We start from the raw sequence: 25425 nt of genomic DNA on the forward strand, positions 1-25425 counted from the left end.
TTTAAAGATTATCTTTAAATAAATATCGAAATTAATGAAATTAGTATTTTTAGCTATTGTAATCCTTATTAATTTTTTTAATCCCTCATTGATAAAGTCCGAAGAGAAGACAGAAGCAGCTAGAAATAAAATTGAGAATATTGCTCAAAAACAATCAATTACTGAAAATAAAACTGAAATAAGAAGAATTCACATCGTAAAAAGTGGAGAGACACTTTCAAGTATTTCAAAACTTTATTCCATTAATAAAGATTTAATTATTAAATTGAATAATTTAAAAGATCAAAATTATATCTATGTTGGCCAAAATCTCATTATTTCCGAATCTACTGAAAATCCCTTACTAAAATCAGATTTAATAAATAGTTATCATATTGTTCAGATAGGTGAGAATCTTACTGAAATCTCAAACAAATATAATTTAAAAATAGGTTATTTGTTAGAAATAAATAATCTTAAAAATCCAGATTCTTTAAAAGTTGGAGAAAAAATCTTGTTAACCAAAAACAATCCAAATAGTTCAGAAAATGATCAAACAACTAAAAATAATAATAAATTACTCGAACCAGAAAAACTAATTTATGGTCCATTAACTGTTGAGAATAAATCTTTTAAAAAATTCAAAGGGGAAACAATATTAAATGTTCTCAATCAAGAAAATAAAAAACTAATTCTTTCAATCAATTGCGATGAAAATGAGTTAGACATAAGAGTTCCAGGAAGAAAATGGATGGGGGGAGAGCCCGCTAAAGAAGAATTCGAAAAAAATTTAATAAATGATTTTTGTTAGAATTTTTAATTAATATGTGTGAATAATTTTTCTATACCTATTAATAATGAGCTATTCTCTTAGAAGTTAATTTAAAGCAAATGACGATTGCAAGAGGAGATTTCGTAAGAATAAAAAGACCAGAATCATATTGGTACAACGAAATTGGAAAAGTTGCTTCTATCGATAAAACAGGTATTAAATATAACTGTACCGTTAGATTTGATAAGTGTAATTATGCAGGAATTAGTGGAGTTGCTGAAGGAGCGACTACTAACATGTTTGCTGAAAGTGAATTAGAAAAAGCCTAAATAATTGCCTGAATTACCTGAAGTTGAGACTGTTCGAAGAGGTTTAGAGCAAAAACTAAATAACTTTATAATTAAAAAAGTAGAAATCTGTAGGGATTCAACTGTTGCATTCCCAACTAATAAGAAAGATTTTATTGAAGGACTTCATAACTCACTTTTATACAAATGGGATAGAAGAGGAAAATATTTAATAGCAGAACTAAAGAAATTTGAGAATGAAAATATTAAATTTCCTTTAAAAAAATTCTCAGAAAATAATGGATTTCTTGTAGTTCATCTAAGAATGACTGGATATTTCAAATTTATTAATAACTCTATTTTGCCCTGTAAACATACAAGAATAAGATTTTTCGATAAAAAAAATAATGAGCTTAGATACATTGACGTAAGAAGTTTTGGCCAAATGTGGTGGATTAGGGAAGGGTTATCGCCGAATAAAATAATCAAAGGATTAGGCTCATTAGGACCAGAACCATTTTCTAAAGACTTTGATACAGAATATCTTAAGAAAGTTATTTCAAAAAGAACAAAATCTATAAAAGCTATTTTATTAGATCAAACAATAGTTGCAGGTATAGGTAATATATATGCTGATGAGAGTTTATACTCGGCTGGCATCTCACCTTTTAGGGAAGCTCGAACAATAAATAAGAATGAGTTAATCAAGCTCAAAGAATCAATTGTAACTGTATTAAAAAAAAGTATAGGTTCGGGGGGGACGACATTTAGTGATTTTAGAGACTTGGAAGGAGAGAATGGTAATTTTGGTTTACAGACAAATGTCTATAGGAGGACTGGTAAAGAATGTCGTAAATGTGGGAATTTAATTGAAAGGCAAAAAATTACTGGAAGAAGTACACATTGGTGTCCTAAATGCCAAAAATAAAAAAGGGCTTACTCAAGAAGAGTAAACCCTTTTAAATATTTTTACCTGGCATTGAGCTATTTTCTCAAGGGGCTACCCCCTAAATATTTTCGCCGCTGATGCGTTTCACAACCGAGTTCGAGATGGATCGGAGTGGTTCCACATCGCCATGAACACCAGGATAATGTGAACCTTGAGAACTGCATAGAAAATTATATAAATTAAAAACAATAAATTAAGTTTATTTGGTCAAGCCCTCGGTCTATTAGTACTCCTCCGCTGCACTTGTTACCAAGCTTCCACGTAGAGCCTATCAACGGGTGTTCTTCCCGTGACCTTACTGGCTTAAGCCATGGCAATACTCATCTTGAGGTAGGCTTCCCACTTAGATGCTTTCAGCGGTTATCCACTCCGCACATGGCTACCCAGCGTTTACCGTTGGCACGATAACTGGCACACCAGAGGTGCGTTCCTCCCGGTCCTCTCGTACTAGGGAGAAATCCTCTCAATATTCCTGCGCATACACCGGATATGGACCGAACTGTCTCACGACGTTCTGAACCCAGCTCGCGTACCGCTTTAATGGGCGAACAGCCCAACCCTTGGGACCGACTTCAGCCCCAGGTTGCGATGAGCCGACATCGAGGTGCCAAACCTCCCCGTCGATGTGAACTCTTGGGGGAGATCAGCCTGTTATCCCTAGAGTAACTTTTATCCGTTGAGCGACGGCCCTTCCACGCAGAACCGTCGGATCACTAAAACCGACTTTCGTCCCTGTTCGACTTGTAGGTCTCACAGTCAAGCTCCCTTCTGCTTTTGCACTCAACGACTGATTTCCAACCAGCCTGAGAGAACCTTTGTGCGCCTCCGTTACCTTTTAGGAGGCGACCGCCCCAGTCAAACTGCCCATCAGATACTGTCCGCTTCCCGGATAACGGGTAAGCGTTAGAACCCTAGCTCTAAAAGAGTGGTATCTCACCGATGACTCAATAGTACCCACAAGCACTATTTCAATGTCTCCCACCTATTCTGCGCATTCAGAGCCCGAGCACAATATCAAACTACAGTAAAGCTTCATAGGGTCTTTCTGTCCGGGTGTATGTAGTCCGCATCTTCACAGACAATTCTATTTCGCCGAGCCTCTCTCCGAGACAGCGCGCAAATCGTTACACCTTTCGTGCGGGTCGGAACTTACCCGACAAGGAATTTCGCTACCTTAGGACCGTTATAGTTACGGCCGCCGTTCACCGGGGCTTCAGTCGCCAGCTTCACTAAAAGCTAACCAGCTTCCTTAACCTTCCGGCACTGGGCAGGTGTCAGCCCCCATACATCGTCTTGCGACTTAGCGGAGACCTGTGTTTTTGGTAAACAGTCGCTTGCGCCTCTTCACTGCGACCAGCTCTCGCTGGCACCCCTTCTCCCGAAGTTACGGGGCCATTTTGCCGAGTTCCTTAGAGAGAGTTATCTCGCGCCCCTCGGTATTCTCTACCACCCCACCTGTGTCGGTTTCGGGTACTGGCATTTGTGTCTTAACGGGTATAGAGCTTTTCTTGGAAGCATGACATCACCAACTTCGCTGCCGTAGCAGCTCGTACTCACGCCTCAGCTCAAGATGTTTTCTCCATCTCTCAAAGCCTTGAACGCTTGAACCAGTAACCAACATCTGGCCTGGCTAGCCTTCTCCGTCCCTCTTCCCAAAACACATCTGGTACAGGAATATTGACCTGTTATCCATCGACTACGCCTTTCGGCCTCGCCTTAGGTCCAGACTAACCCTCCGCGGACGAGCCTGCCGGAGGAACCCTTAGGGTTTCGGGGCATGGGATTCTCACCCATGTTTTCGCTACTCAAGCCGACATTCTCACTTCTATGCTGTCCACGTCCGCTTACGCTAACGCTTCACCCTACATAGAACGCTCCCCTACCATAAATAAATTTATCCGCAGCTTCGGTATAACGCTTAGCCCCGTTCATTTTCGGCGCAGGATCGCTCGACCAGTGAGCTATTACGCACTCCTTTGAGGATGGCTGCTTCTAGGCAAACCTCCTGGTTGTCTGGGCAATCCCACCTCCTTTATCACTTAGCGTTAATTTAGGGACCTTAGCTGGCGGTCTGGGCTGTTTCCCTCTTGACTATGGAGCTTATCCCCCACAGTCTGACTGCCTAGTTACACACAGGGTATTCAGAGTTCATATCGATTTGGTACCGCTTTCGCAGCCCGCACCGAAATGGTTGCTTTACCCCCCTGCTGGAGCACTAGACGCTACGCCTCAACGTATTTCGGGGAGAACCAGCTAGCTCCTGGTTCGATTGGCATTTCACCCCTAACCACAGCTCATCCGCTGAATTTTCAACTTCAGTCGGTTCGGACCTCCACTTGGTATCACCCAAGCTTCATCCTGGCCATGGTTAGATCACCAGGGTTCGGGTCTATAAACACTGACAAACGCCCTATTAAGACTCGCTTTCGCTGTGGCTCCACCATTTCCGGTTTAACCCGCCAGTGCCTATAAGTCGCCGGCTCATTCTTCAACAGGCACACGGTCACCCGATAAGTCGGGCTCCCATTGCTTGTAAGCTCACGGTTTCATGTTCTATTTCACTCCCCTCCCGGGGTTCTTTTCACCTTTCCCTCGCGGTACTGTTTCTCTATCGGTCACACAGTAGTACTTAGCCTTACGAGGTGGTCCTCGCAGATTCACACGGAATTCCACGTGCTCCGTGCTACTCGGGATACAGCTAGGTCAACTTATCTTTCGATTACGGGGCTTTCACCCTCTGTGGCACGCCATTCAAACGTTTCTTCTAGACTTGTTGATCCATATTGCTGTCCCACAACCCCGATAGTCAAGACTATCGGTTTGGGCTATTCCCCGTTCGCTCGCCGCTACTGAGGGAGTCGTTATTTACTTTCTCTTCCTCCAGCTACTAAGATGTTTCAGTTCGCTGGGTTAGCTCGCACCAACCTATATATTCAGTTGGCCGTACATGGGGTTGCCCCATTCGGAAATTCCCGGATCAAAGTGTGCTTCCAACTCCCCGAGACTTATCGCAGGTAACCACGTCCTTCATCGCCTCTGTGTGCCTAGGTATCCTCCGTGAGCCCTTTGTAGCTTGACCAATAACTTCAAAAATTGAAGCATCAGCTTAATAGAATTGTTATTAATGCATTCGCACAAATAATAAATCTGCATCATTAAAGATGCTTATTGTCTTTAAAAATAATCTATGCAGTTGTCAAGGTTCTCTGAAAACAATGAAATTAATTCAATGAGTCCAGCATCTTAATAAATTTGATTAGGAAGCTAGATTCGTTCAGAATTTGATCACAACTAAAACATTTCCCTTCTATAAATTATGGAAGAGGTGGTAATCAGTGGAGGTAAGCGGACTCGAACCGCTGACATCCTGCTTGCAAAGCAGGCGCTCTACCAACTGAGCTATACCCCCAACATAGAGATATGGGCCATCCTGGACTTGAACCAGGGACCTCACCCTTATCAGGGGTGCGCTCTAACCACCTGAGCTAATGGCCCAGGAAAAGTAATGGGTGTGACCTAGAAAAACTTAGGAAATGAAATTCTCAATAATAAATAAATTAAGAATGTGAGATACCGATCGACCTAAGGTGACAAAATTAATATTTAACATTTTGTTGTCTCCCTGTTAGGAGGTGATCCAGCCGCACCTTCCGGTACGGCTACCTTGTTACGACTTCACCCCAGTCATTAGCCCTACCTTCGGCGTCCTCCTCCACAAGGGTTGGAGTAACGACTTCGGGCATGGCCAACTTCCATGGTGTGACGGGCGGTGTGTACAAGGCCCGGGAACGTATTCACCGCAGTATGCTGACCTGCGATTACTAGCGATTCCTACTTCACGTAGGCGAGTTGCAGCCTACGATCTGAACTGAGCCACGGTTTATGGGATTTGCTAGCTCTCGCGAGTTTGCTGCCCTTTGTCCGTAGCATTGTAGTACGTGTGTAGCCCAGGGTGTAAGGGGCATGATGACTTGACGTCATCCACACCTTCCTCCGGTTTATCACCGGCGGTCTTTCTAGAGTGCCCAACTAAATGCTGGCAACTAAAAACGTGGGTTGCGCTCGTTGCGGGACTTAACCCAACATCTCACGACACGAGCTGACGACAGCCATGCACCACCTGTCACTGAATTCCCGAAGGCACCCTCAAATTTCTAAGAGGTTCTCAGGATGTCAAACCCTGGTAAGGTTCTTCGCGTTGCATCGAATTAAACCACATACTCCACCGCTTGTGCGGGCCCCCGTCAATTCCTTTGAGTTTCACACTTGCGTGCGTACTCCCCAGGCGGAACACTTAACGCGTTAGCTACGACACCGAAGGGGTCGATTCCCCCGACACCTAGTGTTCATCGTTTACGGCCAGGACTACAGGGGTATCTAATCCCTTTCGCTCCCCTGGCTTTCGTCCATGAGCGTCAGTAATGGCCCAGCAGAGCGCCTTCGCCACTGGTGTTCTTCCCGATATCTACGCATTTCACCGCTACACCGGGAATTCCCTCTGCCCCTACCATACTCAAGCCTTTCAGTTTCCACTGCCATGATGGAGTTAAGCTCCACGTTTTAACAGCAGACTTGAAAAGCCGCCTGCGGACGCTTTACGCCCAATAATTCCGGATAACGCTTGCCACTCCCGTATTACCGCGGCTGCTGGCACGGAATTAGCCGTGGCTTATTCCTCAAGTACCGTCATATCTTCTTCCTTGAGAAAAGAGGTTTACAGCCCAGAGGCCTTCGTCCCTCACGCGGCGTTGCTCCGTCAGGCTTTCGCCCATTGCGGAAAATTCCCCACTGCTGCCTCCCGTAGGAGTCTGGGCCGTGTCTCAGTCCCAGTGTGGCTGATCATCCTCTCAGACCAGCTACTGATCGAAGCCTTGGTGAGCCATTACCTCACCAACTAGCTAATCAGACGCGAGCTCATCCTCAGGCGAAATTCATTTCACCAGTAGGCATATGGGGTATTAGCGGTCGTTTCCAACCGTTATCCCCCTCCTGAGGGCAGATTCTCACGCGTTACTCACCCGTCCGCCACTAACCCGAAGGTTCGTTCGACTTGCATGTGTTAAGCACGCCGCCAGCGTTCATCCTGAGCCAGGATCAAACTCTCCGTTGTGTTCAAATCCTTTTGTAGATAAATCTACTCAATATGAATTGCCTTCTCCAAATAAAATTAAGATTGACTTAAGTTATTTAGGTTCAGCCTCCTTAGATAATTAAGGATTACTTTGAGTGCACATTAAAATATTTCAAAGTGACTTTCCAAGATCTCAGATCCGTTGGCTTTCAAAAGCTAAAAGTTAGCAATTGAAAACAATTTATATATTCTTGACGGGACCTCACACCTTTATTGCAAATACATCTCAAAATTACCAAATCTAAATTCGATAAAATCATGACGCAATAAAAGCATCAGTTCCTAAGTTTTTAAGTTTTCTAGGTGCTGAGTTAAACAACAAGTGAATAACTCACTTCGAAGGGAAAACCCTTCTTCTGGCTGAAAATAATGATCGAAATCAAATCTCCATAAAATTCATTCATTTACCAAAAATCAGATTTAAAGTAATTGATTGAATAATGCAAAAAAAAATATTTTTGCCCAGAAGAAAATACTAAACCATACGACTGTAATTATGCAACCTTTTATACAAAAAATTTTTATTAATTTTTTATTTGTTCAAAGTCTATTTAAACAACTAGGCTTAAATAAAGGGATATTAATAAAATGGCAGAAAGATTTAGTCAAAAAAATTTAAGAGTAAGACCAAGTTCCGATGAGGAGAAAATTGTAACAAATGCAAAAAAACACTTCGAAAAGACTTTACTTGAAATATCTGGCGAACTAGTTGGCAGTGTTGCTGCACTTGAACACCCAACAAAAAATAAAAAGTTAAATTATGGTGAGATATTTTTAAGAGACAATGTTCCTGTAATGATTTACCTCATTACCCAAAAACGGTATGAAATTGTCAAAAGATTCCTAAGTGTATGTCTTGAGTTACAAAGCACTAATTACCAAACGCGTGGCGTATTTCCTACTTCTTTCATTGAAGAAAACGGAAAGCTAATTGGAGACTATGGTCAGAGATCAATAGGAAGGATAACTTCAGCTGATGCAAGTTTATGGTGGCCCATTTTATGTTGGTATTATGTCAACAAAAGTGGTGATTATGCTTTTGGCAAAAGTCAAGGGGTCCAAAGAGGTATTCAACTTTTACTAGATCTAGTTCTGCATCCAACATTTGAGGGTACTCCCGTACTTTTTGTTCCGGATTGCGCATTTATGATTGATAGACCTATGGATGTATGGGGAGCACCATTAGAAGTTGAAGTTTTACTTCATGGATGTTTAAAAAGTTGTATAAATTTAATGGAATTAAGTCGAGCAGATCACACAAGTAGACTTTTAGATCAAAGACTTATTCTTACAAATCAATGGGTTAAGGATTTAGGAAGTTTTCTCTTAAAACATTATTGGGTTACCAGCCAAACGATGCAAATTTTAAGAAGAAGGCCAACTGAGCAGTATGGAGATGATCAACACTTCAATGAATTTAACGTTCAACCTCAAGTAGTTCCATCATGGCTACAAGATTGGTTAGAGAATAGAGGTGGTTATTTAATAGGAAATATTAGAACAGGTAGACCTGACTTTCGATTTTACAGCTTAGGGAATTCTTTAGCCTGTATTTTTGAAGTACTACCTCCTGCAGAACAAAGAGCTTTATTTAGATTAGTTTTACATAACAGACAACATTTGATGGCTCAAATGCCTATGAGAATTTGTCATCCTCATATGGATATCGAAGAATGGCAAAATAAAACTGGATCGGATCCAAAGAATTGGCCTTGGAGTTACCACAATGGTGGTCATTGGCCAAGTTTACTTTGGTTTTTTGGAGCAGCGGTTCTTTTACATCAAAAAAATTATGCTTCTGATGATGTGATGCTCATGGAAGAGATGAAATCTTTAGTAGAGGAGTCATATTGGTGTCAACTGAATCAATTGCCAAAGCAAGAATGGGCAGAATATTTTGATGGACCTACAGGTACTTGGGTTGGCCAACAATCAAGAACCTATCAAACTTGGACTATTGTTGGTTTTTTATTAATGAACCACTTTCTAAGAGGAGATAATAACGATTTAGATATGTTTAAGATTTAATCCTAAAATAAGCCAAAAGTTAGTGATTTATCAATCGGTAAGCATGCACCAATACCAAGATATATTGTTAGAAACGTTCCGAACAAGAAAGCAGACATTGCTATTGGTCTTCTAAATGGATTAGAGAATTTATTAACGTTTTCGATGAAGGGTAAAACCATTAATCCAAGCGGAATTAATGTTTGAAGTGCAATCCCCAAAAGTTTATTAGGAACTACTCTAAGTATTTGAAACACTGGATAGAGATACCATTCAGGAAGTATTTCTAAAGGTGTCGCAAATGGATTAGCTTTGTCTCCTAACATTGCAGGGTCAAGAACTGCTAGTCCAACTACGCATGCAATAGTACCTAAAATAACTACAGGGAATATATAAAGTAAGTCATTTGGCCAAGCCGGTTCCCCATAATAATTGTGACCCATACCTTTAGCTAATTTTGCTCTTAATTTTGGATCAGATAGATCTGGTTTTTTTAACGTAGACATGTGGAGCTCTCGTTAGTAATTTAATTGTAAGTGTTTATAAAGGTCCTGAAATACCCTGTTTACGAATCATTAAAAAATGCATCAACATAAATACTGCTAATGACCATGGCAAAACAAAAGTATGAAGACTATAAAATCTTGTAAGAGTAGACTGTCCAACACTTTCTCCTCCCCTCAGTAGTTCAACCATAAAATCTCCTATTACTGGAATTGCGGCAGGAACACCTGAGACAATCTTAACAGCCCAATATCCGACTTGATCCCAAGGCAAAGAATATCCTGTAACTCCAAAAGCGACAGTTATTACTGCCATTACTACACCTGTAACCCACGTTAGTTCTCTGGGCCTTTTAAAACCACCCGTAAGATAAACTCTAAAAACGTGAAGGATTAACATTAAAACCATCATAGATGCACTCCATCTATGAACAGATCTTATTAACCATCCAAAACTTACATCGGTCATCAAATAACTTACTGAGCTATAAGCTTGAGTAACTGTTGGCTTATAGTAAAAAGTCATTGCAAAACCTGTTGCAAATTGAATTAGGAAGCATACTAAAGTTATGCCTCCTAAACAATAAAAAATATTTACGTGAGGGGGTACGTACTTGGAAGTTACGTCGTCAGTTATGTCTTGAATTTCAAGTCTTTCTTGAAACCAGTCATAAACAGATGAAGAATTCGCCATCCAAAAAAAAATTAGCTTTGATATTAAAGAGCTTACTTAAAATTCTTATACTTGGTGTTAACACTTAACCCAATGAATTCATCTTTTAACAAACTTTTAACATTCAAAATATTGATCTCTCTATTAGTGGTCAGTGTTTTTTGTACCAATTTTTTATTCATTGAAAAAGCGTATGCTCTCAGTGATAGCAAGCAATTAGTACTTGATGCTTGGACCTTGGTAAATGAGGGTTTTTATGACCCAGAAAAGTTTGATGAAATCCAATGGAAGAAAATTAGACAAAAAACATTACAGAAACAAATTGAAACAAGTGAAGAGGCTTATTCCTCAATTGAAGACATGTTAAGACCTCTAGATGATCCTTACACAAGAATTTTACGCCCAAAAGATTATGAACTCCTGAAAGCAAGTAATTTTGGTAGCGAGATAAATGGTGTTGGGCTTCAATTAGGTGAAGATGATTATAGTGCAAAGATTAAAGTTGTCTCTACTCTTGGCGGCTCACCAGCTGAAGACGCTGGGATAGTTAGCGGGGACTTCATAGAGAAAGTAGATGGAATTTCATCAGAAGAATTAGGACTTGCCAATACTGCTTCAAAGTTAAGAGGTGAATCAGGAACCAAAGTTTTAGTTGAAATATCTTCTGAATCAGGAGAAATTAGAGAGATCGATTTAGAGAGGAGACCGGTAGACCTAAGACCAGTTAGAACAAAAAGATTAAGAGACGATTCTCATACAATAGGATATTTAAGAATAACTCAATTTAGCGAAAGCGTTCCCAAAAAGGTTGAAGAAGCTCTTCAAGAGTTAAAAGAGAAAGAGGTTGAAGGATTAATATTGGATCTTAGAAATAATTCAGGTGGACTAGTAAGCTCAGGAATAGCAGTCGCAGACTCATTATTGAGCGAGAGACCAGTAGTAGAGACAAAAAACAGAAATGGGATCAAAGATGCAATAATTTCTCAAAAAGAAACATTTTTTGATGGGCCAATGGTAACTCTTGTAAATAAAGGGACTGCTAGTGCTAGTGAAATACTTGCGGGTTCTTTACAAGATAACAGCAGATCTATTCTCATGGGAGAGCAAACCTATGGGAAAGGTTTAATTCAGTCCCTTAAAAGTTTAGGAGAAGACAGTGGAATAGCAATCACAGTTGCAAGTTATTTAACTCCAAATGGTAATAATATCCAAGGTCAAGGTATTACACCTGAAAAGTTACTGGATCTTCCAGATGCTAGTGAATACGGGAGTAATGACGATAAATGGATAAGAAATGCAGAATTATTTCTGGGTTCACTTTTAGACAAGCAAGAAGTTTCAATTCAAACAAGTGAATTAAGTAGTGACGAAATATAATCCTGAATTAGCAAAAGATTTATAAATAATAAATTTCAAACACTATGAGTATTAAAAGAATTTTTCATGACCCAATTCACAAGGAAATAGTATTTGATTCAGCGAAGCCAGAAGAATTTATGATCATGGAATTAATTGATACAATTGCTTTTCAAAGATTAAGAAGAATAAAACAATTAGGGGCGGCCTCATTACTTTTTCATGGTGCAGAATCGAGTAGATTTACTCATTCAATTGGCGTTTTTTGTATCGCAAGAAAAATATATCAAAGATTAATTGAGAGTAAATCTTCATTTGGTGAAAATAAATTTGTTCTATATGGAGCAGCTCTATTACATGATTTAGGTCATGGACCTTTGAGCCATACAAGTGAAGTAATATTCGATCATAATCACGAACAATGGTCTCAAAACTTAGTTCAAAATTATTCTCCAATCAATTCAATACTCAAAAAGTATGACAATGCTTTACCCAGACGGATTGCCGAATTATTTCAATCAAAACAACTATTTTCAAAACCTTTAAAAACATTGATTAGCAGTGAAATAGATTGCGATCGTCTCGATTATCTTTTACGCGATAGTTATAATACTGGGACGAAATATGGCTTAGTAGATTTAGAGAGAATCATTTCAGGTCTTACTTTTTCACCTGATGGAAATATTGCAATCAAACCCAAAGGAGTTATAGCTATTGAGCATTTTTTAGTATTAAGAAACTTGATGTATAGAACCATCTACAACCACAGAATTAATGAAATATCAACATGGATTCTGGAAAAAATAATATCCACAATTAAACATAATTACGAAAAGAAAATTTGGATAGATAGATCACTGTATAAATGGATATTTTCCTCTAAAAATCTTGATTTTGATGATTTCATAAAAAATGATGATATAACTTTTTATTACCATTTAATTAGATGGAAAGATGAATCTTTTGAGCCGCTTTCTACGCTATGCAAAATGTTTATTGATAGAGATTTGTTAAAAGCTTCAGACATTAGTTTTTTAAGTAAAATAGAAAGACTAGAAATTCTTGCATTTGCAAGAAAATTATGTGAAAAAAATAATTTTGATTCAGAAATATTTTGTGGAATCAAAGAAAGATCTTTTAAAGGTTTTGAATCTAACAATGCTTTAAATATATGGGATGGAACTTATCAAAACTCATTAGAAGATAATTCTCCCTTAATAAAAACTTTAATGAAGTCTCAAGAGAGTTCCCTAATTATTTACCCCAATGAAATCAAAAGTGAGATTAAAAATCAAATTTCAATCATAAAAAATCATTCTTAAATTCAATTCAATGGAAATCGTTTTAAAGGATATTAAAAGTAAATATTCAGAAATTTTTTCTTTGGGAGATTTGGATAATATCCATCAAACTTTTAAAAAATTTTCTTCTATGAAAGGACCTCTAGAAGCAAAACTTTTCGTAATCAATGAGTCCATAAGTTCTAATCAATTATCAAAATTAAAAAATCATTTTTACAAAATTCATATTTGTTCTCTATGTATTTATTCAAACAATAGAGATACAGTATTAGCTGGAAAGTCTCTAAGAATTGATTCAACTTTTTTTAAAGAGCAAGAGCTTAAAAATAAGCTAAGATTACTCAATTCAAACAAGAAGGATGATGTTCTCCATGAAGGGACCTTAAGATCAGGTGACAGATTATCTTCAAATGGCAACTTATGCATAATAGGAGATGTTAATCCAGGAGCTATAGTTTCCGCTAAGAAAAATATTTACGTTTGGGGCAAATTGCTAGGGATCGCATTCGCAGGGAAGGGAGGAAATAAAAATGCCTCGATTGCATCACTTTATCTAAACCCTTTGCAGTTGAGAATTGCAGATGTAATAGCTATTGGGCCAAAGGATAAGCCCAAAAATCATTATCCAGAGATTGCAGTTGTAGATAAACAAACAATTATTATCAAGCCACTAGTAATAGAAACAAGAAATTAATCAATCATTTGAAATAATTTAAATCAAACTCGATAAATTTAAGAATTACTTAATCTTTAAAATATTTAACTTTCTGCAAGTGGGCTTATTATTTGAGAAATTTATAAATTTTCGTGGCGGAAAATACTCGCACAATATTAATTTGTTCAGGTAAAGGTGGGGTTGGTAAAACCACTCTAACCGCAAACCTAGGCATAGCACTTGCCAACAGCGGAGCAACGACTGCTGTATTAGATGCTGATTTTGGCTTAAGAAATTTAGATCTTCTTCTAGGATTAGAAAATCGCATTATTTATACGGCTCAAGATGTTCTAGACAAAAATTGTCGTCTTGACCAAGCACTGGTTAGACATAAAAAGGAGCCTAATCTTGCTCTTCTACCTGCTGGGGATCCAAGGATGCTGGATTGGATGAAGCCCGAAGATATGAAAAAAATAAGTGAGATGCTTAGTGAGAAATTTGATTTTGTTTTAGTAGATTGTCCTGCTGGAGTAGAAGATGGCTTTAAAAATGCTCTTGCAGCTTGTAAAGAAGCTATTGTTGTTACCAACCCAGAATTATCTGCAGTACGTGATGCCGATAGAGTAATAGGAATTCTTAATGCCTCTGATATTGAGCCTATCCAACTTGTAATCAATAGAGTTCGCCCTAACATGATGGCTAGTCAAGAGATGCTATCTATTGATGATGTTCAAGAAATTCTTTCTTTACCTTTGTTAGGTATAGTTTTAGAAGATGAACAAGTAATAATAAGTACAAATAGAGGTGAGCCACTAACACTCACTGATGGTAGATCTCCGGCAAAAAAATGTTATTTGAATGTTTCTCAGAGACTCACAGGGAATGATGTACCAATTATTGACCCCAAGAATGAAGGGAATACTTTTAAAGATAAATTCATGAGATTAATGCAAACAAAGGTTTTTTAAAATGATGACGCTCAGAGACCTTATAAACAAGTTACTAGGAAGAGAAACGGCTAGTGCAAACACAGCAAGAGAAAGATTACAGCTTGTACTTGCTCATGACAGAGTTGACATGAGTTCTTTAACAACTGATCTTTTGGATAAAATGAGGAAAGAAATTCTTGATGTTGTTGCTAAATATGTTGAGATTGATTTTGAAGAGGTAGCAGTAAGTTTAGAGACAGAGGATAGAATGACTGCTTTAGTAGCCAATTTACCGATCAAAAGAACAGTTTCAGGAGAAATAAAGTTTAAAAAAAATGATAACAATAATAAAAGTGATAAAGATATCAAAAAGTAATAATTTTTAAAAAGCTAAAAAAATACTAATAATTAATCCTACTTAATTGTAAGATATTAATTATGCCGGCTTAGCTCAGCGGTAGAGCAGCGCTTTTGTAAAGCGAAGGCCATCAGTTCAAATCTGTTAGCCGGCATTTTGGTTTATTTAATTCTGTTCAATATTTCTTGCCGAAAATAAAAAGATAAATGCTACTAAAGCAATGATAGGAAATAATCTTATTTCAAGAACATACTCTAAAAAAGATGCGAGGGGATTAAATAACCAATAAGTAAAAAATTGAATTAATAAAACAAAAAAGAGTAATAAAAACATTAATTTAATTCCCTAACTAGTACTTGCCCTTTTCTAATCAGCCTCCAATCGCCACTTTTCTTCCAAGATATTATAGTACTGGCTTTTCCACTACTTTTTTCCCAAGGAATAGGTCCCAGAATTTCTACAGAAGGGAAGTCTAGAGCAATGCCCTCCGCTGTAATTGATCCCGTGAAGCCTGAAATATTTGCACTTGAAGTTAACAATGGGCCTGTTTCTTTCAGGAGAGATTGAGCAATATATGAATTTGGGATTCTCAACCCAAGTGAGAGATCGCTGCTTGTTAGGGTTCCGCTCTGCTTTTCTGAAGAAGGAATAATCATTGTCAGAGCTCCGGGCCAATATTTTGAAGCCATATTTTTATAATCTTCTTTAGCTGATTCGTGAACATAATCGATTAATTGTTTCTGTTCTGATCCCATAAGAATTAGGGGTTTATTTCTATCTCTTTTTTTAAACTCATAAATAATTTCTGAAAATCTGGGCAAGCATCCAATTGCTGGTAAAGTGTCTGTTGGGAAAATTATAGGTAAACCACTTTTAAGCGTCTTCAAAGCTAATTCGCAGTTTATTAAATTCATTTAGATTAATAACTAATAATAATTTATTTATATCTCCCAATGGTAAACCTACCAACACCAGAAAGATCATTCACAATTTCTACTGATTTAAATTTATTTTTAATAAGTAGTTTTTTTACTTTTTCACCTTGATCAAAATGATTTTCTAGAATTAACCATCCCTTATCTCTTAAAAATAATGGTGCTTTTTGAATTATTTCCTTAATATGCTTTAAACCATCTTCACCTCCTAACAAAGCGATTTTTGGCTCGAAATTTTTAACTTCTTTGGGTAATTGTTCATAAGTATCATTAGGAATATATGGTGGATTTGAAATGGCGAGATCTATTTTACCTTTAAAACTTTCAAAAGGATTCCACCAATGTCCGCAGTAAAATTTCAAATTTGATTGTTTTGAAGAATTTATATAATTTTTAGTGGCTATTTCTAATGCATCTTGATCGATATCAGACGCTATTCCATCCCATAATGGATAAGCTAATGCCAAAGCAATACTTATAGCACCAGATCCAGTTCCCAATTCAGCAAAGAATAATTTTTGTGATTGCCTTCCAAATATATTAAAGACAATATCGACTATAAGCTCTGTCTCTGGCCTGGGAATAAGTACTTTATCTGTGACTTTTAATTTTAAGTTCCTCCAAAAAGTTATTCCACAAATATATTGAATAGGCGAAGAATTTAATAAATGATCTTCCCAAATTAATTCTAAACAGTCCAAGTCTTTTTCTAAATATAAATTTCCCTCGGGGTTTATGTTCAACAAATTCAGATCACTTTTTGAGAGACCTGCTATACAATCTAATAATAAAGCAAAAGATTGAGGGTCCCCTCCTTTAGAAAGTTGTTTTTTTTTCCAATATAAAAATTCCTTTACAGAAATGCTTAGCATTTATGGCGATTTAGCCTTTAGGACCAAGCTTACCTTTACTGGAGTCTGAGTAGAAGCTTGATTTTTCGCCATCTTGAGTAGAAATAAACAAACCTATTAGGAATATTGTTGGCACCCCTACAAATAAAAGACTAGCTAAGAATCCAAAATTAGTTGTTTCCATTTAGTTGACAGTTCTATTTAGTAATAAGACTATAGACATAAAATTTGAAATAAAGTGGAAAAATCAACAAATTTTATCAACTGATTAACAGTCTTAAACAATTTAACGAGGTAATCTTTTTTTTTACTCATTTTTTTAAGTTCTTCTAAATTTGAGGGGGGAGATTGTGGTTTTGTTAAAATCACTGCAGATGATTTTATTAATGTTTGGCATGCAAGTCGCCAATTCTCTGGCCTATTTTTGAGTTTTACTCCTTCAACAGAAGTTAAGAGGGCTTAAAGAGTTTTTATTTTCTCCTTCAACTGAAATAAAACAAGTACTGCACTGCCCTGCTCCTCAGCAATTGCCTAAAATACCTTTTAAACCATAAAGTTTTAAGTTTTCTCTAATTACTAATTCCCTTAAATTCTCACCAGGTTTGCATTGAACCTCCAAATCCTCACGGATGAATCTGATAGTTGCCATTTTTTTAGTTATTTTTCTTATTTTGGCGTTTTACTTTGAGAATTGTGACCAAAATATTACCAATTTTTAGTCCAAAAATCGCCGTAAATCAAGGTGTAGAAACTGATTTAGTCGATTTTATCAATAAAATTAATTTATTTACAAAAATCCCTTAAAGCATAAAAAACCCTTACTATCGTGATGTTTAGCTGTTTATTCAGCATCGTTACAAGATTTTAACCGATGGGATTGCCTTGGTATCGAGTTCACACAGTAGTTATTAACGACCCTGGTCGACTGCTTGCTGTGCATCTCATGCATACTGCATTATTAGCCGGCTGGGCCGGTTCAATGGCTCTTTATGAATTAGCCATTTTTGATCCTTCTGATGCCATTCTCAATCCAATGTGGAGACAGGGAATGTATGTCATGCCATTCATGGCAAGATTAGGAATTACAAGTAGCTGGAACGGATGGGATATTACTGGTGCTACCGGAGTTGATCCAGGATTCTGGAGTTTCGAGGGTGTTGCAGCAGCCCACATTGTATTTAGTGGACTTTTAATGCTTGCTTCAATCTGGCATTGGACATACTGGGATTTAGAATTATGGGAAGATTCAAGAACAGGTGAGCCTGCTCTCGATCTTCCAAGAATTTTTGGAATTCATCTTCTTTTAGCTGGACTTACATGTTTTGGCTTTGGTGCATTTCATTGTGCAAACGTTGGCATTTGGGTTTCAGATCCTTATGGCTTAACTGGCCATGTTGAACCTGTTGCTCCCTCTTGGGGAGTTGACGGATTTAACCCATTTAATCCTGGAGGAATAGTTGCGAACCATATTGCAGCTGGGCTTATGGGTATCATTGGGGGAATTTTCCACATTACCAACAGACCAGGAGAGAGACTATATAAAGCATTAAGGCTTGGAAGCCTAGAAGGTGTTTTAGCAAGTGCTCTGGCGGCTGTTCTCTTCGTATCATTTGTTGTTGCCGGAACAATGTGGTACGGCTCAGCCACAACTCCAGTTGAATTATTTGGTCCTACCAGATATCAATGGGATTCTGGATATTTCAAAACTGAAATTAATAGAAGAGTGCAAGTGGCTATCGACAATGGTGCCACAAAAGAAGAGGCATATGATTCTATCCCAGAAAAATTAGCCTTCTACGATTATGTTGGGAATAGCCCTGCTAAAGGAGGATTATTCCGAGTTGGTGCTCTCGTTAATGGTGATGGTTTACCAACTGGTTGGCAAGGTCACATCGCTTTCCAAGACAAGGAAGGAAATGATTTGGAAGTCAGAAGAATCCCAAACTTCTTTGAGAACTTCCCAGTCATACTTGAAGATAAAGAGGGGAATGTTAGGGCTGATATTCCATTTAGAAGAGCTGAAGCTAAGTATTCATTTGAGCAAACTGGTATCACCGCTACTATCTATGGAGGAGATTTAAATGGGCAAACATTTACTGATCCTGCAGTAGTTAAAAGGTTAGCTAGAAAAGCTCAGCTAGGAGAAGCATTTAAGTTTGACAGAGAAACTTATAAATCTGACGGTGTATTCCGAAGCTCTCCAAGAGCATGGTTTACATATGCCCATCTATGTTTTGGATTGCTATTCTTATTTGGCCATTGGTGGCATGCTTCAAGGACTCTTTATAGTGGTAGATTCCGTGGAATTGACGCTGAGATTGGTGACCAAGTTGAATTTGGTTTATTCAAGAAGCTAGGTGACGAAACCACAAGAAGAATCCCAGGAAGGGTTTAAACTAATCTTTATTACTTAATCTTATGGAAGCTTTTGCTTACGTTCTTATCTTAACTCTCGCAGTGGTTACTTTATTCTTTGCTATCGCCTTTAGAGATCCACCTAAATTTGATAGAAAATGAACTCAAAAAACCTCTTTAAAAAGAGGTTTTTTACTTTTCAGAATTAAGATATTACTCTAGTATTAGAGTAAAAGTTCACCTATTTCACTATATGCAGTGTCCAACCTGTCAAAACACAGATAGCAGAGTATTGGAATCAAGATCTGCTGATAGTGGTAAAAGTGTTCGAAGAAGAAGAGAGTGCTTAAACTGCAGCTTTAGATTTACTACTTATGAAAGAGTTGAAACAATGCCAGTTTCAGTAATTAAAAAAGATGGGAGCAGAGAATTATTTGATAAACAAAAATTATTTACCGGTATATCAAGAGCTTGCGAAAAAACTACCTTTACGAGTGAAGCAATTATGAATTTTGTAGATGGAATAGAATCACAAATCATACAAGACTCTAATAAAGATATTAAGTCTTCACAAATTGGGGAGTTAATACTTAAAAGTCTTAGAAAAGAAAACGAAGTGGCTTATATAAGATATGCCTCAGTGTATAGAAAATTTAATGGTGTAAAAGATTTTATCTCTACTCTTGAATCTCTAAAAGGAAGTTCAAAAAACCAATTAGCTTCAATTTTATAAAATTCAGCATCTTTAAGTGTAGAATACATAACACAAATCTTTTGCTATAAGTTTGCAGGCTAATAGCATTTCTTTCTAACTACCTTAGGTAGTCTGCGATTCAACAAATGAACGAAAATTCTTCTCAAACCATACAAGAACTTTCTGAAGATAAAGAAATTAAAAATTTGCCTGAATTAAATAATGATTCAGAATCCCGTAATGAGGAAGATTTATCATTCGAAAAGAACGATATTCCTTCAGCAGATTCTTCCTCCAGCAGAACAAATGCTGACTTTGATAATGCAGGATTCACACAAGAAGAATTTGCATCACTTTTGGGCAAATATGATTATAACTTTAAGCCTGGTGATCTAGTAAAAGGAACGGTTTTTGCTCTAGAACCAAAAGGAGCCATGATAGATATAGGTGCCAAAACAGCCGCTTTTATGCCTGTTCAGGAGGTATCAATAAATAGAGTTGAAGGATTAAATGATGTTTTACAACCTTCAGAAAGCAGAGAATTTTTCATAATGAGTGAAGAAAATGAAGATGGCCAACTAGCACTTTCGATCAGAAGAATTGAATATCAAAGGGCATGGGAAAGAGTAAGACAACTACAAAAAGAAGATGCAACAATTTATTCTGAAGTTTTTGCAACCAATAGAGGCGGGGCTCTTGTGAGGGTAGAAGGTTTGAGAGGCTTTATCCCAGGATCCCATATAAGTGCTCGAAAAATTAAAGATGACTTAGAGGGTGAGTACCTACCATTAAAATTCCTTGAAGTTGATGAAGAGAGAAACAGATTAGTATTAAGTCATAGAAGAGCTTTGGTTGAGAAAAAGATGAATAGACTTGAGGTGGGAGAAGTTGTTGTAGGTTCTGTTAAAGGCATTAAACCCTATGGAGCTTTTATTGATATTGGAGGAGTTAGTGGTCTATTGCACATTTCTGAGATCAGCCATGAACATATCGAGACCCCTCATAATGTTTTAAATGTTAGTGACCAAATGAAAGTTATGATCATTGACCTTGATTCAGAAAGAGGGAGAATTTCATTATCGACAAAAGCACTTGAACCTGAACCAGGAGATATGTTAACTGACCCACAAAAAGTTTTTAATAAAGCTGAAGAAATGGCTGCAAAATACAAGCAAATGTTATTTGAACAAACTGATGATAATGAAGAAATACCGACAACTTCATCAGAAACAGTATAAATTTACTTATTTTTGTTTATCAGAAAAATATTAACTATAAGGTTATTTTTTTTAGAACAAGTATTTTTTAATTAACAATAATTGATTAGTAACAGCCATCTAATTTAGGATAATGTTAATATTTAATTTTTTTTAATGAGTGATTTTATATTCACTTCTGAATCCGTTACTGAAGGTCATCCAGACAAAATATGTGATCAAATAAGTGACGCTGTTTTAGATGCTCTATTGACAGAAGATCCAGAAAGCAGAGTTGCATGCGAAACTGTAGTTAATACTGGTCTTTGTTTACTTACTGGAGAAATCACTTCAAAGGCAAAAGTTGATTATATAAAACTAGTTAGGAATGTAATTAAAGAAATTGGATATGAAGGCTATAAAGCAGGTGGCTTTGACGCAAATAGTTGCGCTGTTTTAGTAGCCCTTGACGAGCAATCGCCAGATATTTCACAAGGGGTCGATGAAGCAGATGATGTTAACAATGATTTGGAAAACAATACCGGGGCTGGCGATCAAGGAATAATGTTTGGCTATGCATGCAATGAAACGCCCGAATTGATGCCATTACCAATTAGCTTGGCTCATAGATTAGCCATTCAACTCGCTAAAGTGAGACATGAAAAAGTCCTTAATTATCTCCTCCCTGATGGCAAAACGCAAGTAAGCATTGATTACAAAAAAGGGGAGCCCGTTTCAATTAATACCATTTTGATTTCAACTCAACATACCCCTGAGATTAATGAAATAAAAAATGAAGAAGAAATTCGTAAAAAAATAAAAGAGGATTTATGGGAAAAGGTTGTAATACCTGCCACTGAAGATCTAGAAATTAAACCAGACATTCATAAAACAAGATTCCTAGTAAATCCCACTGGTAAGTTTGTAGTGGGAGGGCCTCAGGGAGATGCCGGGCTTACTGGCAGAAAAATTATTGTAGATACATATGGTGGATATGCAAGACACGGAGGTGGTGCATTCTCGGGCAAAGACCCCACAAAAGTTGATAGATCAGCAGCTTATGCAGCACGCTATGTAGCTAAAAGTATTGTTAAGGCAAAATTAGCAAAAAAGGCTGAAGTACAATTAAGTTACGCAATTGGAGTTGCAAAACCGATTTCCATTCTCGTTGAAACTTTTGATACTGGTGTTATTTCTCAAACTAATTTAACTGACCTAATTAAAAAGCACTTTGATTTAAGACCTGCAGCAATTATAAAAGAATTCAATCTAAGAAACTTGCCAAAAAAAATGGGTGGGGACTTTTTTAGAAAGACTGCATCCTACGGACATTTTGGTAGAAGAGATCTTGAGCTTCCTTGGGAAAATGTAGAAGAAAAAGCAGCCGAATTAGCAGAGGCATCTAAAGTATTTTTATAAGATATTTTATGCCTGATGATTTTTTTGGAGGGTTAGATTTTGGAACAAGTGGTGCAAGAATATCAATAATTAATCTTCATAAGGAATTAGTATATTCAAACTCAGTTCCTTATCAATACAGCTTTAAAAATCCAAATTCTTGGATTAATTCTTGTGAAGAACTCATAAATAGAGTACCTATTAAGATAAGAAGTAACCTTAAAAAATTGGCTATATCTGGGACCTCGGGAACTTTAATAGCAACCAACTTAAAAGGGGAGCCCGTAGGCGAAGCAATACCTTATGGCCAAGCATGTAATGAACATAAAAACCTTCTTAAATCGTTAACTGCTGGAGAAGATCATTTACGAACTCCATACAGTAGTCTTGCTAAAGCATTAAAACTAATCGATAAATATGGGACAAATATATTGTTAAGACATCAATCTGATTGGATAACTGGCTGGTTTTTAAAAGATTGGACTCATGGAGAAGAAGGAAATAATCTTAAACTTGGGTGGGATCTAATACAAGAATCATGGCCAAAAAGCTATCTCAATACTTCATGGCAAAAATGCTTACCTCAAATAATAAAAAGTGGAGAAATTATTGGCCAAGTCCATTCTTATATAGCAGAAAGTTTTAAATTGAATAAGAAATTAATTTTAATCTCAGGCACCACTGACTCCAATGCAAGTTTATTAGCTGCAGGTTTAGGGAAAGAAGATGGTCTAACAGTTTTAGGGACAACAATTGTAGTTAAAAAAATCATTAATAAACCAATAAAAGAAAAAGGAATTACAACCCATAGAGTTAGTGGGGATTGGATCTGTGGAGGAGCATCAAATGCAGGATGCGGCATTTTATCTAAATTCTATTCTGATTCAGAAATTAAAGAACTTAGTAGACAAATCAATACATCGAAAGACACTTCTTTAAATCTTTTACCTCTAAATAGTAAGGGAGAGAGATTTCCTATTAATAATCCCTATTTAGAGCCAGTTCTTGGCCCTAGGCCTGTAAGCGACTCACTTTATTTACATGCATTATTCGAAGGTCTAGCTAAAATTGAATTAAAAGGATGGGAAAAATTACATGCGCTAACAGGTTCACTTCCAAAAAAAATTATTACTGTTGGTGGAGGTTCAAAAAACCCTCAGTGGAGAAAAATAAGAAAAAAAATTATAAATATACCAATAGTTTCATGCACAAAAACCACTTCATTCGGAACTGCCTTATTAGCGATCAATGCAAAACAATAGTTTTTTAGGATATTTGATCAAGATATAAATTTTATGATAAAAAGGGTTTCACAAACTACACGTCTTAATTTAGAGTATATAGGTTAAAGCCGGGATAGCTCAGTTGGTAGAGCAGGCGACTGAAAATCGCCGTGTCCCCAGTTCAAATCTGGGTCCTGGCACCTTCAAACCCTTTCATAGACTGGGTTTTTTATTTTTTAGAGCGCAGTACAGTTGTAGTACATAATTTGAAATAAGTAGATACCCAGAACTGTCCTCCATTTTTCGGTTATACGTCCATGACATTTTTCTTGCACAAAAAAATAATTAGATAATATTTGAATTATGAAAACATCAGTAAAGATACCTCCTCATCTAATAATAAATCCTTCTAAAGAGGTAATTTTTTATATGCCTAAAAAGTCTGATGCTGCTCAGGAAATTTCTGTTTGGTTGAAAGAACTAAATCTTCCCGACTACAAAGGAATGGCCATGAACAGCAAATGTATGTTCAACAGATTGAAAAATAAGCAATGTGATTAGTCAACTTCTGGGCAGAGGTATTTGTAGTGAACTTTTGGTGATCCTGATATGAGTGGAAAACCTGCCCTCGAAACACTTTTATCGTCCCAATAAAATAATGTCCAATTTCTAGCAACACTTTTCCCTTCTTCTGGAATTGCTGAGAATACTTTCCTCTCGCAATTTGCGTAATTGTAGAACACAGTTGGTTGAGCAATATCACCGAATTTTCCTGTTTTATCCATTTTCTGTCTGACGGCTCTAACCTTTACTCTTTTCCAGTTATCACCAAACCATTGTTCTTTTTTATGCTTATTAGTAACCAATTCTGTTTGTGCCCATCTAGGTAGTAGACGTTCAAAATTATTCAGTTCACCTTTATAGATATAATTCACCCTAGTCTCAAACTTACTAATTTTTATATCCTCTACTTCAGAAATAAGAGTAAAAATTGTTCGACAATCTTTCTCATATTCGCAATTAGTTGTATATGTAATGAAACTGCTAGTGCTAGCAACTAATAATGAACTAATAAGATGAAGCATTCAAATATTTTTAGAGACATCTAGTCATAATGTAAATCACTTATCCTACGATAACTTTTGATTTTGCAGTCAGTCGTATCCCACTTATCAGGTAATTTCTTCTTTAGTTTTGTACTGCATTGAACCATCAAAAACCCCAGTCATATACTTACATTATAGCGATTTTTGCAGTACATTTCATGCAGTACAGGCGATTATGTATCTCTCAAACACGTTGATATGACTTATGTTACAAGGATCGAGGATCCTCTTCAAATCTGGGTCCTGGCAACTTTAATAAAAGGGTTAAATGAGCATCTGAAAAGGTGCTTTTTTAATACCTAATTTCATTTCTGACAGTCCTTTTCAGGATATCTAAAGAAACACTCAGAGAGCAAAAAAAACTCTCTGAAAGGCATCTATTTGGGATGTAAGTGGAATGTTAATTGAGCAATAAAATTACTAATTTTTTAATCCCCAGAACTTACATTCCATCTCTATAGAAGTTTGCTCTGATGTTTTCACTCATATCATCCATTTCTTAGTCCTTTTAAAATGCTTGCTGTAGTTGCATAAGCATTACATTCAGTACACCATCTTTTTTTTAAACTGGTTTTTCATCTTCAGCTTGCTTCTCTTCTTCAGCTGGCTTTACATCCTCAACTGGCTTCTCTTCTTCAGCTGGCTTTACATCCTCAACTGGCTTCTCTTCTTCAGCTGGCTTTACATCCTCAACTGGCTTCTCTTCTTCAGCTGGCTTTACATCCTCAACTGGCTTCTCTTCTTCAGCGGGCTTTACATCCTCAACT

The 25425-nt window shown here is 37.0% G+C and carries 22 protein-coding genes, 4 tRNA genes, 3 rRNA genes and 2 pseudogenes; 18 read left to right on the forward strand and 13 right to left on the reverse strand.

Translation table 11 applies throughout. The features are described from left to right. Positions 1-34: 34 nt before the first annotated feature. From EU92_RS03455 to EU92_RS03445, 3 genes are all read left to right on the forward strand, one after another. Complete coding sequence (locus EU92_RS03455; protein ID WP_032523358.1) at positions 35-790, forward strand: LysM peptidoglycan-binding domain-containing protein; 756 nt, start codon at positions 35-37, stop codon at positions 788-790. An 80-nt stretch (positions 791-870) separates the two neighbouring features. Beyond that, positions 871-1080, forward strand: coding sequence for a photosystem I reaction center subunit IV (locus EU92_RS03450; RefSeq protein WP_032514045.1), 210 nt, complete (start codon positions 871-873; stop codon positions 1078-1080). A gap of 4 nt (positions 1081-1084) precedes the next feature. Beyond that, positions 1085-1966, forward strand: a complete 882-nt coding sequence (locus EU92_RS03445; protein WP_032514047.1) for a DNA-formamidopyrimidine glycosylase — start codon at positions 1085-1087, stop codon at positions 1964-1966. A gap of 43 nt (positions 1967-2009) precedes the next feature. Here EU92_RS03445 and rrf read toward each other — a convergent pair. The 5 genes from rrf to EU92_RS03420 form a co-directional block, all read right to left on the reverse strand. Continuing rightward, positions 2010-2126: ribosomal RNA gene (gene rrf, locus EU92_RS03440) — 5S ribosomal RNA — on the reverse strand. A 64-nt stretch (positions 2127-2190) separates the two neighbouring features. Further along, positions 2191-5066 (reverse strand): 23S ribosomal RNA (locus EU92_RS03435). Between the two features lie 257 nt (positions 5067-5323). Continuing rightward, positions 5324-5396 (reverse strand) — tRNA-Ala (locus EU92_RS03430). 12 nt (positions 5397-5408) lie between these two features. Continuing rightward, a tRNA-Ile gene (locus EU92_RS03425) sits at positions 5409-5482 on the reverse strand. A gap of 130 nt (positions 5483-5612) precedes the next feature. After that, positions 5613-7097 (reverse strand): 16S ribosomal RNA (locus EU92_RS03420). Together the 16S, 23S and 5S rRNA genes with 2 tRNA genes alongside form the textbook arrangement of a ribosomal RNA operon. Positions 7098-7706: 609 nt before the next feature. On the opposite strand from EU92_RS03420, the gene EU92_RS03410 reads away from it, so the two are divergent. Then, the gene (locus EU92_RS03410) at positions 7707-9146 is read left to right on the forward strand and encodes a glycoside hydrolase 100 family protein (RefSeq protein ID WP_032514049.1); all 1440 of its coding nucleotides are present in this window, start codon (positions 7707-7709) and stop codon (positions 9144-9146) included. A 2-nt stretch (positions 9147-9148) separates the two neighbouring features. On the opposite strand, the gene petD is transcribed toward EU92_RS03410, so the two are convergent. Then, entirely contained in the window at positions 9149-9631 is a 483-nt protein-coding gene (gene petD / locus EU92_RS03405) for a cytochrome b6-f complex subunit IV (RefSeq protein ID WP_032514051.1), read from the reverse strand. Between the two features lie 34 nt (positions 9632-9665). Next, positions 9666-10322, reverse strand: a complete 657-nt coding sequence (petB, locus tag EU92_RS03400) for a cytochrome b6 (protein ID WP_011817812.1) — start codon at positions 10320-10322, stop codon at positions 9666-9668. Between the two features lie 72 nt (positions 10323-10394). Here petB and ctpZ point away from each other — a divergent pair, with 72 nt between their 5' ends. The 6 genes from ctpZ (at position 10395) to EU92_RS03370 (ending at position 15054) form a co-directional block, all read left to right on the forward strand. Continuing rightward, positions 10395-11678 carry a carboxyl-terminal processing protease CtpZ gene (gene ctpZ / locus EU92_RS03395; RefSeq protein ID WP_032514069.1) on the forward strand — a complete coding sequence of 428 codons (1284 nt, stop codon included), beginning with the start codon at positions 10395-10397 and terminating at the stop codon, positions 11676-11678. 44 nt (positions 11679-11722) lie between these two features. Then, a complete protein-coding gene (locus EU92_RS03390) occupies positions 11723-12979 on the forward strand; it encodes an HD domain-containing protein (protein WP_032514052.1) in 1257 nt (418 codons plus the stop codon). A 10-nt stretch (positions 12980-12989) separates the two neighbouring features. After that, positions 12990-13652, forward strand: a complete 663-nt coding sequence (locus EU92_RS03385) for a septum site-determining protein MinC (RefSeq protein WP_032514053.1) — start codon at positions 12990-12992, stop codon at positions 13650-13652. A gap of 113 nt (positions 13653-13765) precedes the next feature. Beyond that, the gene (minD, locus tag EU92_RS03380; RefSeq protein WP_032514054.1) at positions 13766-14581 is read left to right on the forward strand and encodes a septum site-determining protein MinD; all 816 of its coding nucleotides are present in this window, start codon (positions 13766-13768) and stop codon (positions 14579-14581) included. A gap of 1 nt (position 14582) precedes the next feature. After that, entirely contained in the window at positions 14583-14918 is a 336-nt protein-coding gene (gene minE / locus EU92_RS03375; RefSeq protein ID WP_032514055.1) for a cell division topological specificity factor MinE, read from the forward strand. A 64-nt stretch (positions 14919-14982) separates the two neighbouring features. After that, positions 14983-15054, forward strand: a tRNA-Thr gene (locus EU92_RS03370). Positions 15055-15232: 178 nt separating this feature from the next. Here EU92_RS03370 and EU92_RS03365 read toward each other — a convergent pair. The 4 genes and pseudogenes from EU92_RS03365 to EU92_RS0109095 all read right to left on the reverse strand — a co-directional run. Then, a complete protein-coding gene (locus EU92_RS03365) occupies positions 15233-15814 on the reverse strand; it encodes an L-threonylcarbamoyladenylate synthase (RefSeq protein WP_032514056.1) in 582 nt (193 codons plus the stop codon). Between the two features lie 23 nt (positions 15815-15837). Next, on the reverse strand, positions 15838-16707 hold the full coding sequence (prmC, locus tag EU92_RS03360) for a peptide chain release factor N(5)-glutamine methyltransferase (protein WP_032514057.1): 870 nt from the start codon (positions 16705-16707) through the stop codon (positions 15838-15840). Between the two features lie 10 nt (positions 16708-16717). Then, positions 16718-16870, reverse strand: coding sequence for a photosystem II reaction center protein PsbM (gene psbM, locus EU92_RS03355; protein WP_032514058.1), 153 nt, complete (start codon positions 16868-16870; stop codon positions 16718-16720). Positions 16871-16986: 116 nt separating this feature from the next. Next, positions 16987-17335: pseudogene (locus EU92_RS0109095) on the reverse strand (2Fe-2S iron-sulfur cluster-binding protein); the annotation flags it as partial. Between the two features lie 222 nt (positions 17336-17557). On the opposite strand from EU92_RS0109095, the gene psbB reads away from it, so the two are divergent. The 8 genes from psbB (at position 17558) to EU92_RS03320 (ending at position 24113) form a co-directional block, all read left to right on the forward strand. After that, positions 17558-19081: a photosystem II chlorophyll-binding protein CP47 gene (gene psbB / locus EU92_RS03350; protein ID WP_032514059.1), complete on the forward strand. Its 1524-nt coding sequence runs from the start codon at positions 17558-17560 to the stop codon at positions 19079-19081. 23 nt (positions 19082-19104) lie between these two features. Further along, the gene (locus EU92_RS09545; protein WP_032514060.1) at positions 19105-19203 is read left to right on the forward strand and encodes a photosystem II reaction center protein T; all 99 of its coding nucleotides are present in this window, start codon (positions 19105-19107) and stop codon (positions 19201-19203) included. A gap of 91 nt (positions 19204-19294) precedes the next feature. Continuing rightward, on the forward strand, positions 19295-19774 hold the full coding sequence (gene nrdR / locus EU92_RS03345) for a transcriptional regulator NrdR (RefSeq protein ID WP_032514061.1): 480 nt from the start codon (positions 19295-19297) through the stop codon (positions 19772-19774). A 107-nt stretch (positions 19775-19881) separates the two neighbouring features. Further along, entirely contained in the window at positions 19882-20973 is a 1092-nt protein-coding gene (locus EU92_RS03340) for a 30S ribosomal protein S1 (protein WP_032514062.1), read from the forward strand. Between the two features lie 135 nt (positions 20974-21108). After that, the gene (gene metK / locus EU92_RS03335) at positions 21109-22350 is read left to right on the forward strand and encodes a methionine adenosyltransferase (RefSeq protein WP_032514063.1); all 1242 of its coding nucleotides are present in this window, start codon (positions 21109-21111) and stop codon (positions 22348-22350) included. Between the two features lie 8 nt (positions 22351-22358). Further along, complete coding sequence (locus tag EU92_RS03330) at positions 22359-23591, forward strand: FGGY-family carbohydrate kinase (RefSeq protein WP_032514064.1); 1233 nt, start codon at positions 22359-22361, stop codon at positions 23589-23591. Between the two features lie 88 nt (positions 23592-23679). Continuing rightward, a tRNA-Phe gene (locus tag EU92_RS03325) sits at positions 23680-23752 on the forward strand. Between the two features lie 163 nt (positions 23753-23915). Beyond that, on the forward strand, positions 23916-24113 hold the full coding sequence (locus EU92_RS03320) for a hypothetical protein (RefSeq protein WP_032514065.1): 198 nt from the start codon (positions 23916-23918) through the stop codon (positions 24111-24113). Here EU92_RS03320 and EU92_RS03315 read toward each other — a convergent pair. Both EU92_RS03315 and EU92_RS0109100 read right to left on the reverse strand, forming a co-directional pair. Next, the gene (locus tag EU92_RS03315) at positions 24110-24637 is read right to left on the reverse strand and encodes a hypothetical protein (RefSeq protein ID WP_032514066.1); all 528 of its coding nucleotides are present in this window, start codon (positions 24635-24637) and stop codon (positions 24110-24112) included. The genes EU92_RS03320 and EU92_RS03315 overlap by 4 nt on opposite strands. A gap of 583 nt (positions 24638-25220) precedes the next feature. Further along, a pseudogene (locus EU92_RS0109100) lies at positions 25221-25425 on the reverse strand (hypothetical protein); the annotation flags it as partial.

Source organism: Prochlorococcus marinus str. MIT 9107 (genome assembly GCF_000759855.1).
GTDB classification, from domain to species: domain Bacteria; phylum Cyanobacteriota; class Cyanobacteriia; order PCC-6307; family Cyanobiaceae; genus Prochlorococcus_A; species Prochlorococcus_A marinus_N.

Coding starts and splice junctions, on each gene's coding strand:
- EU92_RS03455 (WP_032523358.1), top strand. CDS start 35: ATGAAATTAGTATTTTTAGCTATTGTAATCCTTATTAATTTTTTTAAT.
- EU92_RS03450 (WP_032514045.1), top strand. CDS start 871: ATGACGATTGCAAGAGGAGATTTCGTAAGAATAAAAAGACCAGAATCA.
- EU92_RS03410 (WP_032514049.1), top strand. CDS start 7,707: ATGGCAGAAAGATTTAGTCAAAAAAATTTAAGAGTAAGACCAAGTTCC.
- petD (WP_032514051.1), bottom strand. CDS start 9,631: ATGTCTACGTTAAAAAAACCAGATCTATCTGATCCAAAATTAAGAGCA.
- petB (WP_011817812.1), bottom strand. CDS start 10,322: ATGGCGAATTCTTCATCTGTTTATGACTGGTTTCAAGAAAGACTTGAA.
- ctpZ (WP_032514069.1), top strand. CDS start 10,395: ATGAATTCATCTTTTAACAAACTTTTAACATTCAAAATATTGATCTCT.
- EU92_RS03390 (WP_032514052.1), top strand. CDS start 11,723: ATGAGTATTAAAAGAATTTTTCATGACCCAATTCACAAGGAAATAGTA.
- EU92_RS03385 (WP_032514053.1), top strand. CDS start 12,990: ATGGAAATCGTTTTAAAGGATATTAAAAGTAAATATTCAGAAATTTTT.
- minE (WP_032514055.1), top strand. CDS start 14,583: ATGATGACGCTCAGAGACCTTATAAACAAGTTACTAGGAAGAGAAACG.
- EU92_RS03365 (WP_032514056.1), bottom strand. CDS start 15,814: ATGAATTTAATAAACTGCGAATTAGCTTTGAAGACGCTTAAAAGTGGT.
- prmC (WP_032514057.1), bottom strand. CDS start 16,707: ATGCTAAGCATTTCTGTAAAGGAATTTTTATATTGGAAAAAAAAACAA.
- psbM (WP_032514058.1), bottom strand. CDS start 16,870: ATGGAAACAACTAATTTTGGATTCTTAGCTAGTCTTTTATTTGTAGGG.
- psbB (WP_032514059.1), top strand. CDS start 17,558: ATGGGATTGCCTTGGTATCGAGTTCACACAGTAGTTATTAACGACCCT.
- EU92_RS09545 (WP_032514060.1), top strand. CDS start 19,105: ATGGAAGCTTTTGCTTACGTTCTTATCTTAACTCTCGCAGTGGTTACT.
- nrdR (WP_032514061.1), top strand. CDS start 19,295: ATGCAGTGTCCAACCTGTCAAAACACAGATAGCAGAGTATTGGAATCA.
- EU92_RS03340 (WP_032514062.1), top strand. CDS start 19,882: ATGAACGAAAATTCTTCTCAAACCATACAAGAACTTTCTGAAGATAAA.
- metK (WP_032514063.1), top strand. CDS start 21,109: ATGAGTGATTTTATATTCACTTCTGAATCCGTTACTGAAGGTCATCCA.
- EU92_RS03330 (WP_032514064.1), top strand. CDS start 22,359: ATGCCTGATGATTTTTTTGGAGGGTTAGATTTTGGAACAAGTGGTGCA.
- EU92_RS03320 (WP_032514065.1), top strand. CDS start 23,916: ATGAAAACATCAGTAAAGATACCTCCTCATCTAATAATAAATCCTTCT.
- EU92_RS03315 (WP_032514066.1), bottom strand. CDS start 24,637: ATGCTTCATCTTATTAGTTCATTATTAGTTGCTAGCACTAGCAGTTTC.